General features: G+C 71.7%; 13 protein-coding genes and 1 tRNA gene. 10 read left to right on the plus strand and 4 right to left on the minus strand.

The genetic code is table 11. The features are described 5' to 3' along the window. Positions 1–60 precede the first annotated feature (60 nt). From msrB to J2W45_RS01005, 4 genes are all read left to right on the plus strand, one after another. Positions 61–507: a peptide-methionine (R)-S-oxide reductase MsrB gene (gene msrB, locus J2W45_RS00990; protein WP_310128240.1), complete on the plus strand. Its 447-nt coding sequence runs from the start codon at positions 61–63 to the stop codon at positions 505–507. Positions 508–531: 24 nt separating this feature from the next. Then, a complete protein-coding gene (gene msrA / locus J2W45_RS00995) occupies positions 532–1041 on the plus strand; it encodes a peptide-methionine (S)-S-oxide reductase MsrA (RefSeq protein ID WP_310128242.1) in 510 nt (169 codons plus the stop codon). 173 nt (positions 1042–1214) lie between these two features. After that, positions 1215–2087: an ABC transporter ATP-binding protein gene (locus J2W45_RS01000; protein ID WP_310128245.1), complete on the plus strand. Its 873-nt coding sequence runs from the start codon at positions 1215–1217 to the stop codon at positions 2085–2087. Then, complete coding sequence (locus tag J2W45_RS01005; protein WP_310128247.1) at positions 2084–2896, plus strand: ABC transporter permease; 813 nt, start codon at positions 2084–2086, stop codon at positions 2894–2896. The genes J2W45_RS01000 and J2W45_RS01005 overlap by 4 nt, the downstream gene beginning before the upstream one ends. 72 nt (positions 2897–2968) lie before the next feature. Here the strand turns inward: J2W45_RS01005 and rlmC are convergent, their stop codons facing one another. The 3 genes from rlmC to J2W45_RS01020 all read right to left on the minus strand — a co-directional run bounded on the left by rlmC (position 2969) and on the right by J2W45_RS01020 (position 4888). Continuing rightward, positions 2969–4096, minus strand: a complete 1128-nt coding sequence (gene rlmC, locus J2W45_RS01010; RefSeq protein ID WP_310128248.1) for a 23S rRNA (uracil(747)-C(5))-methyltransferase RlmC — start codon at positions 4094–4096, stop codon at positions 2969–2971. Between the two features lie 14 nt (positions 4097–4110). Continuing rightward, positions 4111–4186: transfer RNA gene (locus J2W45_RS01015), tRNA-Arg, on the minus strand. Between the two features lie 84 nt (positions 4187–4270). Then, positions 4271–4888: an iron ABC transporter ATP-binding protein gene (locus tag J2W45_RS01020; RefSeq protein ID WP_310128250.1), complete on the minus strand. Its 618-nt coding sequence runs from the start codon at positions 4886–4888 to the stop codon at positions 4271–4273. 135 nt (positions 4889–5023) lie between these two features. On the opposite strand from J2W45_RS01020, the gene argS reads away from it, so the two are divergent. Continuing rightward, the gene (gene argS, locus J2W45_RS01025; RefSeq protein WP_310128254.1) at positions 5024–6721 is read left to right on the plus strand and encodes an arginine--tRNA ligase; all 1698 of its coding nucleotides are present in this window, start codon (positions 5024–5026) and stop codon (positions 6719–6721) included. Next, entirely contained in the window at positions 6721–7518 is a 798-nt protein-coding gene (locus J2W45_RS01030; protein WP_310128256.1) for an LmeA family phospholipid-binding protein, read from the plus strand. The genes argS and J2W45_RS01030 overlap by 1 nt, the downstream gene beginning before the upstream one ends. 37 nt (positions 7519–7555) lie before the next feature. Here the strand turns inward: J2W45_RS01030 and J2W45_RS01035 are convergent, their stop codons facing one another. Next, the gene (locus J2W45_RS01035) at positions 7556–7810 is read right to left on the minus strand and encodes a hypothetical protein (RefSeq protein ID WP_310128257.1); all 255 of its coding nucleotides are present in this window, start codon (positions 7808–7810) and stop codon (positions 7556–7558) included. Positions 7811–8011: 201 nt separating this feature from the next. On the opposite strand from J2W45_RS01035, the gene lysA reads away from it, so the two are divergent. From lysA to thrB, 4 genes are read left to right on the plus strand one after another with little or no spacing between them, the layout of a single operon-like run. Then, the gene (lysA, locus tag J2W45_RS01040; RefSeq protein ID WP_310128259.1) at positions 8012–9499 is read left to right on the plus strand and encodes a diaminopimelate decarboxylase; all 1488 of its coding nucleotides are present in this window, start codon (positions 8012–8014) and stop codon (positions 9497–9499) included. Beyond that, entirely contained in the window at positions 9496–10869 is a 1374-nt protein-coding gene (locus J2W45_RS01045; protein ID WP_310128261.1) for a homoserine dehydrogenase, read from the plus strand. Before lysA ends, J2W45_RS01045 begins: the two co-directional genes overlap by 4 nt. Continuing rightward, complete coding sequence (gene thrC, locus J2W45_RS01050; protein ID WP_310128263.1) at positions 10869–12002, plus strand: threonine synthase; 1134 nt, start codon at positions 10869–10871, stop codon at positions 12000–12002. Before J2W45_RS01045 ends, thrC begins: the two co-directional genes overlap by 1 nt. Next, on the plus strand, positions 11999–12970 hold the full coding sequence (gene thrB / locus J2W45_RS01055; protein ID WP_310128265.1) for a homoserine kinase: 972 nt from the start codon (positions 11999–12001) through the stop codon (positions 12968–12970). Before thrC ends, thrB begins: the two co-directional genes overlap by 4 nt. Positions 12971–13180: the final 210 nt, after the last annotated feature.

The following is a 13180-nucleotide window of genomic DNA, read 5'->3' on the forward strand; positions in this document are numbered from 1 at the left end:
CCTGACCGGTGTTCCACCTACTGACGGCGTCGCAGCCAGCGCGCCGCACGAGGAGGAAACGTGACACAGGACTACCGCAAGAGCCCGGAGGCCGTCTCCAAGCTGACGCCGCAGCAGTACGCGGTGACGCAGGAGGCCGCGACCGAGCCGGCGTTCCGCAACGAGTTCTGGAACAACCACGAGGAGGGCCTGTACGTCGACATCGTGTCGGGCGAGCCGCTCTTCGCGTCCGTGAACAAGTACGACAGCCGCTCCGGCTGGCCGAGCTTCACCGTGCCGGTCGAGCCCGCCAACATCGTCGAGAAGACCGACCGCACCTACGGGATGGTCCGGACCGAGGTCCGCTCCGCCCACGGCGACAGCCACCTCGGGCACCTGTTCGACGACGGGCCCGCCGAGGCCGGCGGCCTGCGCTACTGCATCAACTCGGCGGCCATGCGGTTCGTTCCGCTCGCCGAGCTGGAGTCCGCCGGATACGGCCAGTACGCCCACCTTTTCACCAAGTAACGACCCGAACGAAGGAGTAACACCATGACGCAGAAGGCCATCCTCGCAGGAGGCTGTTTCTGGGGTATGCAGGACCTCATCCGCAAGCTCCCCGGCGTGGTGAGCACGCGCGTGGGCTACACCGGCGGAGACGTCCCCAACGCCACCTACCGCAACCACGGCACCCACGCCGAGGCCATCGAGATCGAGTACGACCCGGAGCGCACCAGCTACCGCGACCTGCTCGAGTTCTTCTTCCAGATCCACGACCCGTCGACCAAGAACCGGCAGGGCAACGACATCGGCACCAGCTACCGCTCCGCGATCTTCTACGCGGACGACGAGCAGCGCCGCGTCGCCGAGGACACCATCGCCGACGTCGACGCCTCGGGTCTCTGGCCCGGCAAGGTGGTCACCGAGGTGTCCGCGGCCGGCCCGTTCTGGGAGGCCGAGCCGGAGCACCAGGACTACCTCGAGCGCATCCCGTGGGGCTACACCTGCCACTTCGTGCGCCCGGGCTGGAAGCTCCCGAAGCGCGAGACCGCCGCGAGCTGACCCGAGCGGCCGAGTCGCGAGGCCGTCGAGCCGCCGAGCCGCCGAACCGCGGGGCCGTAACCGGGCCCCGCGAGTTCGGCGGCGCGACAGAGCGGCCCCGCGGGCTCGGCGGTGAGACGCCGTCGCCCCGCCGACATCGTCGCGCGTCACCAGGGTTTGCCATACTGAGCCCCGTGAGCAGCGACAGCGCGGTGGTCGTCCGCGGCCTGGCCAAGTCCTACGGGGCGGTCAGCGCCGTGCGCGGCGTCGACTTCGACATCGCGGCGGGCGAGACGTTCGCCCTGCTCGGGCCGAACGGCGCCGGCAAGAGCACGACCATCGAGATCCTCGAGGGCTACCGCCACCGCACCGCCGGTCAGGTGACGGTCCTCGGCGTCGATCCCGCGTCCGGAGGCACCGCCTGGAAGGCCCGGCTGGGCATCGTCCTCCAGACCAGCGCCGAAGCGCCGAACGTCACCGTCCGCGAACAGCTGACGCACTTCGCCCGCTTCTACCCGGCCCGCCGCGACGTCGACGAGGTGATCGCCGCCGTCGGCCTCACCGAGAAGGCCCGGACGCGCGTGCGCAATCTGTCCGGCGGTCAGCGTCGGCGGCTGGATGTGGCGCTCGGCGTGATCGGGCGCCCCGAGGTGCTGTTCCTGGACGAGCCGACCACCGGGTTCGACCCCGAGGCCCGACGGCAGTTCTGGGAGCTCATCCGCTCCCTGAAGCGCGAGGGCACCACCATCCTGCTCACCACGCACTACCTCGACGAGGCGGCGCAGCTCAGCGATCGGGCCGCCGTCATCGGCCAGGGGCGGCTGATCGCGATGGGCGCGATCGACGAGTTGGGTGGCCCCTCCGCCCGCATCCCGATCGTCCGCTGGCGCGACGCCTCCGGGACCGAACGGAGCGAGCGCACCGAGAACCCCGCGTCCCTGGTCGCCCGCCTCGCCGCCGAGGCCGGGGGCGAGCCGGTCGCGCTGGAGGTGGTGCGCCCGAACCTCGAAGACATCTACTTCGACCTGGTGCACGAGGCGAACGAGGCCGCGGAGGTGTCGCGATGACCGCGATCGGGCTCGGGGTGGAGCGCGCCCGCTACGAGACGATGATGTACTTCCGGCAGGGCGACACCATCTTCTTCACCTTCCTGTTCCCGGTCGTCATGCTCGGGATCTTCTCCGTCGCCTTCCAAGGGCTCGGCAACGTCGGCGCCGCACCGGACGGCAGCGGAGGGATCACCCGCGCCGCCTACTACCTGCCCGGAATGATCGCCGCCGGGATCCTGCTCTCCGGCGTGCAGAACCTCGCCGTCGACATCGCGGGGGAGCGGAGCGACGGGACGCTGAAACGGCTCGGCGGGACCCCGCTGCCGGTGTTCTCGTACTTCCTCGGCAAGATGGGCCAGGTCGTCGCGACGAGCGTCCTCCAGATCGGCCTGCTCCTGGTCGTCGCCCGTCTCGCGTTCGACGTGGCGCTGCCGACCGAGCCGGAGCTGTGGCTCCGCTTCGCCTGGATCTACGCGCTGAGCATCATCACCTCCGCGGTGCTCGGGATCGCGCTGTCCGCCGTCCCGCGCACGGGCCGGAGCGCGACCGCCGTCGTCATCCCGATCGTTCTGATCCTGCAGTTCATCTCCGGGGTCTACATCCCGTTCAACGTCCTGCCGGACTGGCTGCAGAACGTGGCCTCCGTCTTCCCGCTGAAATGGATCGCGCAGGGCCTGCGGAGCGTCTTCCTGCCGTCGGACTTCGTCGCCCAGGAGCCCAACGGCAGCTGGGAGCTCGGCTGGGTGGCCGTCGTCCTGCTGGTGTGGCTGGTCGGCGGACTGATCGCCTGCCGCATCACGTTCCGCTGGATCCGCCGCGACTCCTGAGCGCCCCCGCCCGCTGGGCCGCCACTAGCGCGCCCGGGACCGCCGCCCCACGCCGCCCGCTGGCCCGCCGGACTACGCCACCCGCTCCAGCAGCACCGCGACCTCCATGTGGCCGGTCTGCGGGAACATGTCGAGCACGCGTCCCGCGCGCACGCGGTACGACGGCATCCGGGCCAGGTCGTGCGCGAGGCTTTTCGGGTTGCAGCTGGAGTAGACGACGCTCGGCGCCCCCGACCCTTCGAGCCACCCGGCGAGGTCGGCGCCGATGCCGCGCCGCGGCGGGTTCACGATCACGAGCTCCGGAGCCGTCGCCGCGTTCAGCGCGAACGCCGTGGCGTCGCCCGCCCGGAACGCGACCTGCGGCAGCCCCGCGGCCGCCGCGCTCGCGCGGGCACTGCGCACCGCCTCCCGGCTGGTCTCCACCCCGACGACCCGGCGGCCGGGCGCCGCGACGTGCAGGGCGAAACCGCCGACGCCGCAGTACAGGTCCCAGACCGACGCGGGGGAGACGTCGTCCACCCAGGCGGCGACCTGCGCATACAGCTCCCGGGCGACGTCCGTATTGGTCTGGAAGAAGCTCTGCGGCCGCAGCCGGAGCGACACGTCGCCCAGCCGCATCGACAGCGCCGATTCCCGGGTGAGCACCACGTCGGTGTCGCCCTCGACCACGGCCTTGTGCTCCGGCTGGAGGTTGACGGTCACGACCCGCGCCTGCGGCAGCTCCGCCTGCAACCAGCCGAGTCCCGCCCGGACGCGCGCGACCGTCTGTTCCGACCGCGCGACGAACCGCACCATCAGCTCGCCGTCGGGCGACTCCGTCACCAGCACGAACTTGAGCTCGCCGCGGCGCTCCGGCACGCGGTAGGGCTCCAGCCGCTGGCGCGCGACGAACCGCGCGAGCACGGGGAGTGCCGCGCGGATTCCGGGTGCGCAGATGCCGCACTCCCGGAGGTCGACGCCGCGTCCCGCCTCGTCGAGGATGCCGATCGTCGGCGCCTCGATCGTGCCGCCGATCACCATCTTCGCCTTGTTCCGGTACCCGGATTCGGCGCTCGCCACGGCGGGCAGCCAGACCGCGTCGCCGAACGGCGCGAGCAGGTCCCGGGCCAGACGCTCCTTGCCCTCGAGCTGCTCCGCATACGGCACGCCCATGAGGGTGCACGAGCGGCACACGCCGGCGTCGAAGTAGGAACAGTCCATGGGATCTCGATCAGTGGTGCCCCCAGTAGGATTTGAACCTACGGCCTTCTGCTCCGGAGGCAGACGCTCTATCCCCTGAGCTATGGGGGCCAGGGTGCCGAACCAGGCTAGCATCCCCGCGGGCGGGCTTGTGACATCCTGGCGCGACTCCTCCCGCCACTCACGGCGCCGGGCTCAGAATGCCGGAACGTTCCCCAGCACAGGCTCCATGAGCGGGGCCGCGTCGCCCGGCTCGAAGAAGGCGGGCGACTCGGCGACGATCCAGTACCCGCCCCGGAACACCTGCACCTGGCCGGCCGTGCCGGGCTCGAAGTAGCCCTCGACCGTCGGCGGGACGCCGTAGGTCGGCACCGGCTTCGCGTTCGTGATGGCCGCGTTCTTCAGCCCCTCCAGCTCGCTGGCCGGCGGCTTCGCGACCGCCACCTCGATGACGTCGCCGCTCGTCTGGTTGAGCCAGGCGCACGCCACGCCCTGCCAGTCCGCGATCTTCTTCTCGAGCGAGCCGTCCTTCGGCGCGTACCCGGGGTCGGCGCCGTAGTTCGGGTTGAAGGCGTACAGCTGGTCGGCGGTCAGCACCTGGTCGCAGGTCAGTCCCACCGGCGTCGGCGGGTCGGACGGGGTGGGGACCGGTGTCGCGACGGGGGTCGACGTCGTCCCGCCGGCGGCCGCGGTGCCGCTCGGTGACGCGGCGGGCTTCGCCGACGGGGAGCATCCGGTCAGCGCGAGCGCGGCGACCAGACCGAGCGCGGTCGTGGCGGTGAGGAGGGCGGAGCGGCGGGTGGTGGATGGCATGCTGCGTGTCGTCTCTCTGCTCGGCGCGCGCCGTGCGGGAGCGCGCGTCCGCGACGACCCTATCAACCCGCACACGGACAACCCCCGCACGGGAGAGCCGCGAGGCCCGCCGGCGCCCCGGTAGAATCGTTCCTCATGACTCCTGCTGACCTCTCCGCCGCCCTTCTCGACATCGTCACGACGGTCGTCGAGCAGCGACGCGAGGCCGGGGCGGACGTGCCGCAGCTGACGCTGACCGTCGACGACGTGCCCCTCGAGCGGCCCAAGAACCGCGAGCACGGCGACTGGGCGTCGAATGCGGCCATGCGTCTGGCCAAGAAGGTCGGCGCGAACCCCCGCGAGCTCGCCGAGCAGATCGCGACCGCCGCCGCCGGGATCGACGGAGTCGCCTCCGCCGAGGTCGCCGGCCCCGGCTTCATCAACTTCCGCCTGGAGGCCGCCGCCGCCGGGCAGCTGGCGCAGACCATCGTGGAGTCGGGCGAGGCGTACGGCCGCGGCGACATCTACGACGGCCTCCGCGTGAACCTGGAGTTCGTCTCCGCCAACCCGACCGGTCCCGTCCACATGGGCGGCGCGCGCTGGGCAGCCGTCGGCGACAGCCTGGCCCGCATCCTGCAGGCCGAGGGCGCGGATGTGACGCGCGAGTACTATTTCAACGACCACGGCTCGCAGATCGACCGCTTCGCGCGCAGCCTCCTCGCCGCCTACCTGGGCGAGCCGACGCCAGAGGACGGCTACGGCGGCGCCTACATCGGCGAGATCGCCGAGCGCGTCGTCGCCGAGGCCGCGGCGCAGGGCACCGACCTCAGCACGCTCCCGCGCGAGGAGCAGCAGGAGGTGTTCCGCTCGATCGGCACGCAGCTGATGTTCGAGGAGATCAAGCAGCGCCTCCACTCGTTCGGCGTCGACTTCGACGTGTACTTCCACGAGGACTCGCTGCACGAGTCGGGCGCCGTCGAGCGCGCCATCCAGCGCCTTCAGGAGCAGGGCCACATCTTCGAGGCCGACGGCGCGATCTGGCTCCGCACCACGACCTTCGGCGACGACCGCGACCGCGTCGTGATCCGCTCCAACGGCGAGCCGGCCTACATCTCGGGCGACCTCGGCTACTACCTCGACAAGCGCGAGCGCGGCTTCGAGCAGAACATCATCATGCTGGGCGCCGACCACCACGGCTACATCGGCCGCATGATGGCGATGGTCGAGGCGTTCGGCGACGTCCCGAACGTGAACCTGCAGATCCTCATCGGTCAGCTCGTCAACCTGGTGAAGGACGGCGAGCCCGTCCGCATGTCGAAGCGCGCCGGCACCATCGTCACGCTCGACGACCTGGTGGATGCGGTGGGCGTCGACGCCGCCCGCTACGCCCTGGTCCGCTCGTCCACCGACTCGCAGCTCGACATCGACCTCGACCTGCTGGCGAAGCGCAGCAACGAGAACCCGGTCTTCTACGTGCAGTACGCCCACGCGCGCACGCGCTCGGTGGCCGCGAACGCCGAGAAGGCGGGCGTCGACCACAGCACCTTCGCGCCGGAGCGGCTCACCCACGAGACGGAGTCCGCCCTGCTCGGCGGCCTGCAGGAGTTCCCGCGCATCGTCGCCCAGGCGGCGGAACTGCGCGAGCCGCACCGGGTCGCCCGCTACATCGAGGAGCTCGCCGGGCTGTACCACGCCTGGTACGCCGTCCGCGACGGCTCCACCCGCGTGCTCCCGCACGGCGACGAGCCCGTGACCGACCTGCACCGCACGCGTCTGTGGCTGAACGACGCGACCGGTCAGGTCATCCGCAACGGCCTGGGCCTCCTGGGCGTCTCCGCACCGGACCGCATGTGATGAGCGACAGCACGACCCGCGTGCTCCCGGAGGTGGGGGAGCGGACCACCCGGCGGCGGCGTCCGCTCTGGCTGCGCCTGCTGCTGTGGATCGGCATCCCGGTCGTCGTGATCGTCGTGCTGCTGGTCGTGGTCGACGGCGCCGCCCGCGCGTACGCCGAGCAGCGGGTCTCCGCGGAGGTCCAGAAGAACCTGCCGGCCGACGTCCAGGGCAAGGTCACGACCCGCATCGGCGGCTTCTCGGTCATCCAGCAGTACCTCGCCGGCTCGTTCCAGCGGGTGGAGCTGGATGCGCCGAACGCGGTCGTCCAGGGGGCCCCGCTGAGCGCGAAGCTCGTCGCGACCGGCGTGCCGACCGACCTGTCGAAGCCGATCTCCGAGGCGACGGGCACGATCTCTATCACCCAGGAATCGCTCAACAAGCTCGTCAAGATCCCGGGCGCCACCGGCGACATCACCCTGGGTGACGGGACCATCGGCTACGACGGCTCGCTCAACCTCCTCGGCCTGCCGGTCGGCTACACCGTGACCGCCACCCCGGAGGCGGCGGGGAAGCAGGTCCTCCTCAAACCCGAGAAGGCCTCGCTCAAGACCGGTGCGGGCAACGTCAACCTCGACAAGCTGCTGCAGGCGCTGACGTCGCAGGGTCCGTTCCCGGTCTGCGCCGCGCAGTACCTCCCGGACGGCGTGCAGGTGTCCGACATCGCCGTGACCCCGGGTCACGCGACGGTGACGCTGACGGCCTCCGATGTCGTCATGGACCAGAAGTTCCTCAACAGCAAGGGCAGCTGCTCCTAGCCCGACTGCGCCGGCCGGCCCGACCGTTCGGGCCGGCTCAGGAGCGCGGCTGCACCGAGACGAGCCGCCCCGTCGCCTTCAGAAGCCAGGCGAGCCGGGCGATCGTCGTCGCAGCGTCGAGGCCCTGGCCGTCGGGCCGCACGACCACGCGGTAGGCGCCGTGGGACGCGTCCGCGGGGGCGTCAATGGGCTGGATGCTGAGCACCGGCCGCTCGGAGAGGCTGCGGGCGTACGCGGCCAGCCGGGTCCGGGTGCAGCCCTGCACGCGGAGGTCGTAGGTGAAGGTGCTCATGGCGATGTCCTCTCGGTCGTCGTGCTCACCTCTAGAGACCGCCACTGCTTCGGCATGGTGACGCGGATCCCCGCCGTAACACGCACCGAGCGCGGGTCGCGGCCTCGATAGACTTCTGCTGTTTCTCCATCCGGCTTCAGGGGCCAATCCGGGTCCGCTCGCCTAGGAGGCCCCCACTCGTCGCCACCCGTGAGGATCCCTATGGCCGATTCCGACGTCGCTGCCCGCAGCGCGAACGCCCCCGCCGCCGCCCCCAATCCGCTCGCTCCGTCGTGGTTGCGCGTCCCCGCCGACGCCAACGCGCTCGCGCCGGGACTCTGGTCGCGCACCGTCCGCCGCGACGGCGACGCGCTGTCCGTCGGGGGCGTCCCCGTCGGTGAGCTCGCCGAGCGCTTCGGCACCCCGCTCTACGTCGTCGACGAGGAGGATGCGCGGTCGCGCGCGGCCGAGGTGCGCACCGCCTTCGAGCGCGCCTTCGCCGACATCGGCACCGCCGCGAAGGTGTACTACGCCGGCAAGGCGTTCCTGAGCGTCGAGGTCGCGCGGTGGATGGATGCCGCCGGCCTGTTCATCGACGTCTGCAGCGGGGGAGAGCTCGCCGTCGCACTCGCGGCCGGCGTCGACCCGGAGCGGCTCGGCTTCCACGGCAACAACAAGTCGCTCGCCGAGATCGACCGGGCCGTCTCGGTCGGGGTCGGCGCCATCGTCATCGACAGCATCCAGGAGATCGACCGCGTCGCGGCCGCGGCCGAGCGGCACGGCGTCGTGCAGAGCGTCCGCCTGCGCGTCAACAGCGGTGTGCACGCCCACACCCACGCGTTCCTCGCGACCAGCCACGAGGACCAGAAGTTCGGGATCGCGCTCGAGCACGCGGTCGACGCCGTCGGGCGCATCCGGTCGCACCCGTCGCTCGCGTTCCGCGGGCTGCACTGCCACATCGGCTCGCAGATCTTCGGGGCGGACGGCTTCGCCGAGTCCGCTGCGCGCCTGCTCAGCCTGCACGCGCAGCTGCTGGAGGGCGGCGACGTCCCCGAGCTGAACCTCGGCGGCGGCTTCGGCATCGCCTACACGTCCGCCGACGACCCCGCGCCGATCGACGAACTCGCCCACCGAATCGCGGAGACGGTGGCGGCGGGATGCGAGCAGCTCGGCATACCGGCGCCGGTCGTCGCCTTCGAGCCGGGCCGGTCGATCATCGGCACCGCCGGGCTGACCCTCTACACGGTGGGCACGACGAAGGACGTCCCGGTCGCCTTCCAGGACGACGGCGAGACCGCCGTCCGGCGCTACGTCAGCGTCGACGGGGGGATGAGCGACAACGCGCGCCCCGCGCTGTACGAGGCCGAGTACTCGGCCCGCATCGCGAACCGCACCTCGACCGCCGCTCCGGCCCTCGTCCGCGTGGCCGGCAAGCACTGCGAGAGCGGCGACATCGTGGTGAACGCCGAGTACCTCCCCGGCGATGTGACGCCGGGCGACCTGCTCGCCGTCCCGGCGACCGGCGCCTACTGCTGGTCGCTGGCCAGCAACTACAACTTCCTCGGCCGGCCGCCGGTCGTCGCCGTGCGCGACGGCGACGCCCGCGTCATCGTCCGCGGCGAGACGATCGACGACCTGCTCGCGCGCGACGCCGCGTACGACCCCGCCGCCGCCCGTCCCCTCGCATCGAAGGAGAGCGACCGCGCATGATCGAGTACCGCAACCTCCGTGTGGCCCTGCTCGGGGCCGGTTCCGTCGGCTCCCAGGTGGCCCGGCTGCTGCTGGAGCAGGGCGACGAGTTCGCCTCCCGCATCGGCGCCCGGCTCGAGCTCGTCGGCATCGCCGTACGCGACGTGGATGCGTCGCGCGACGTCGACCTGCCGCGCGAGCTGTTCACGACCGACGCGAGCTCCCTCATCCTCGGCGCGGACATCGTCGTGGAGCTGATGGGCGGCATCGAGCCGGCCCGCGGGTACGTGCTCGAGGCGCTCAACTCCGGCGCCGACGTGATCACCGCGAACAAGGCCCTCCTCGCGACGCACGGCCCCGAGCTCTTCGAGGCCGCCGAGCAGGTGGGCGCGCAGCTTTACTACGAGGCGGCCGTGGCCGGCGCGATCCCGATCATCCGCCCGCTGCGGGACAGCCTGGCCGGCGACCGCATCAACCGCATCCTCGGCATCGTCAACGGCACCACCAACTTCGTGCTCGACCGGATGGACATCCACGGCGAGACACTGCAGGACGCCCTCGCCACCGCCACCGACCGCGGCTACGCCGAGGCCGACCCGACCGCCGACATCGGCGGCTACGACGCCGCGCAGAAGGCGGCCATCCTCGCCAGCCTCGCCTTCCACACCACCGTCCCGCTGGAGCGGGTGTACCGCGAGGGCATCACCAGCGTGTCCAAGGCCCAGGTGGATGCGGCGCGCGAGGCCGGCGCGGTCATCAAGCTCCTCGCGATCTGCGAGCGCCTCACCGACCGGGAGACCGGGGAGGAGGGCGTCTCGGCCCGCGTCTACCCGGCGCTGATCAGCCGCGACCACCCGCTCGCCGCCGTGCACGGCGCGCACAACGCCGTGTTCGTGCAGTCGGCGGCCGCGGGCGACCTCATGTTCTACGGCGCGGGCGCGGGTGGGGTCGAGACGGCCTCCGCGGTGCTCGGCGACGTCGTCTCCGCCGCCCGGCGGCACGTCGTCGGCGGCCCGGGCGTCGCCGAGTCGACACACGCCGACCTGCCGGTGCTCGACATCGGCCGCGTCGTCACCCGGTACCAGATCACGCTCGACGTCGAGGACCAGCCGGGCGTGCTCGCCGCCGTCGCGCGCATCCTGAGCGACGGAGGCGTCAGCGTCGAGACCGTGCAGCAGTCGGTCCCGAGCCACACCGGTCCCGTCGTCATCGCGGGTAACGCGGAGCCGTCGGCGGCCCGCCCGATTCACGGCGGCGCGACCCCCACCGCTACCCTGGTGATCGGTACCCACGAAGCCGAGGAGGCCGCGCTCGCGGCCACCGTGGAGGCTCTCGCGGCGAGCGACGTCGTGATCGCCATCTCTTCCGTTCTCCGAGTCGAAGGATCGTAATGCCCCAGCCGAAGGCCTACAGTCGTCAGTGGCGAGGCGTCCTGCACGAGTATGCGGACCGCCTGAACATCTCCGACGCCACTCCGATCGTCACGCTCGGCGAGGGCGGCACGCCGCTCATCCCGGCCCCGGCGCTCTCCGCACGCACCGGCGCCGACGTGTACGTCAAGTTCGAGGGCATGAACCCGACCGGGTCGTTCAAGGACCGCGGCATGACCATGGCGATCTCGAAGGCCGTCGAGCACGGCGCGAAGGCCGTGATCTGCGCCTCCACCGGCAACACCTCCGCGTCGGCGGCCGCGTACGCGACGCACGCGGGCATCCAGGCCGTCGTGCTGGTGCCCGAGGGCAAGATCGCGATGGGCAAGCTCAGCCAGGCGATCGCGCACAACGCGCAGCTGCTGCAGGTGCAGGGCAACTTCGACGACTGCCTCGACATCGCCCGCGAGCTCGCCACCAACTACCCCGTGCACCTGGTCAACTCGGTGAACCCCGACCGCATCGAGGGTCAGAAGACGGCGGCCTTCGAGGTCGTCGAGGCGCTCGGCGACGCGCCGGACTTCCACCTCGTCCCCGTCGGCAACGCGGGCAACTACACCGCCTACCACCGCGGCTACTCCGAGGAGCTGCAGCGCGGCGAGTCGACGAAGCTGCCGCGCATGTTCGGCTTCCAGGCCGCCGGGAGCGCCCCGATCGTGCTCGGCCACGCCGTCAAGGAGCCCGACACCATCGCCACCGCGATCCGCATCGGCAACCCGGCCTCGTGGGAGCTCGCGCTCAACGCGCGCGACGACAGCGACGGCTGGTTCGGCGCGATCGACGACGCCAAGATCCTCGAGGCGCACCGCATCCTCTCCGCCGAGGTCGGCATCTTCGTCGAGCCGGCGTCCGCGATCAGCGTCGCCGGGCTGCTCGAGCGTGCCGAGGCGGGCGTGATCCCGGCCGGCTCCACCGTCGTCCTCACCGTCACGGGCCACGGCCTGAAGGACCCGCAGTGGGCGCTGCGCACCGCCGACGGCTCCGACGTGCAGCCGACCGTCGTGCCGGTCGACACCACCGCGATCGCCGACGTGCTCGGCCTGTCGCCCGCCGGCGGCACCTCCGCCGCGGAGAACGCCGGGGCGACCGCGTGAGCTCGACCGACCTGCGCGGCCGCACGGTCGTGGTGAAGGTGCCCGCCACGAGCGCGAACCTCGGGCCGGGCTTCGACACGCTCGGCCTCGCGCTGGCGCTGTACGACGAGCTCGAGGTGTCGGTGCGCGACGAGCCCGGCGCCACGGTCGAGGTGACCGGCGTCGGCGAGGGCGAGGTGCCCACCGACGAGAGCAACCTCGTCGTGCGCGCCATCGCGCACACCTTCGAGACCGTCGGCGTGCCGCTGCCCGGGCTGCGGCTGCGCGCCCGCAACAACATCCCGCACGGGCGGGGGATGGGCTCCTCCGGCGCCGCGATCGTCTCCGGCATCATGGCCGCCAAGGGGCTGCTCGAAGGCGTCGTGGACCTCGACGCCCAGCAGCTGCTGGCCCTCGCCAACGACATGGAGGGGCACCCGGACAACGTGGCGCCCGCCCTGTTCGGCGGCCTCACGATCGCCTGGGTGACCCCGGACGGCCCGCGCTTCAAGAAGCTCATCGTGCACCGCGGCGTCTCGCCGCTCGTCCTCGTGCCCGAGACGGTCATGTCGACGGCGCTCGCCCGCAGCCTCCAGCCGCAGTCCGTGCCGCACGAGGATGCGGTGTTCAACGTCTCCCGCTCCGCCCTGCTCGTCGCGGCCCTCATCCAGAGCCCCGAGCTGCTGCACGCGGCCACCGAGGACAAGCTCCACCAGAGCTACCGCGCCTCGGCTATGCCGGAGACCGACCGGCTGATCACCCTGCTGCGCGACAACGGCTTCGCCGCCGTCGTGTCGGGCGCCGGGCCGTCCATCCTGGTGCTCGGCAGCGACCCGGGGCAGCGCCTCGCCGCGGCCCGTCTGGTGGAGGAGGCGGCGGAGACCCGCTGGCAGCCGCTCATGCTCGCCGTCGACTTCAAGGGGGCGACGGTTGCGCGCCAGGAGGCCGCAGCGGTGGATGTGACATCGTCGGACACACCGGCGGCCTAGCGTCCGAGGCGCTGTCGCCGAGGTGGTAAACTGCAGTCGCACCCGAGAAGGACCCGCGTAACGAGCGAATCCAGCTTTCCGGGTGATCTCCTAGCAATCATGCCGTCACTCCTGCCTGCCTGCCCGGCACTCCCTTTCGGGATTCCGGGGCGGCGACGTCGCGCGGATCAGAACGCAGCACGTACCGGCAGTTCATGTGGCGAAGCTTCA

This window comes from Leifsonia shinshuensis, assembly GCF_031456835.1.
In the GTDB taxonomy this organism is placed as follows: Bacteria; Actinomycetota; Actinomycetes; order Actinomycetales; family Microbacteriaceae; genus Leifsonia; species Leifsonia shinshuensis_C.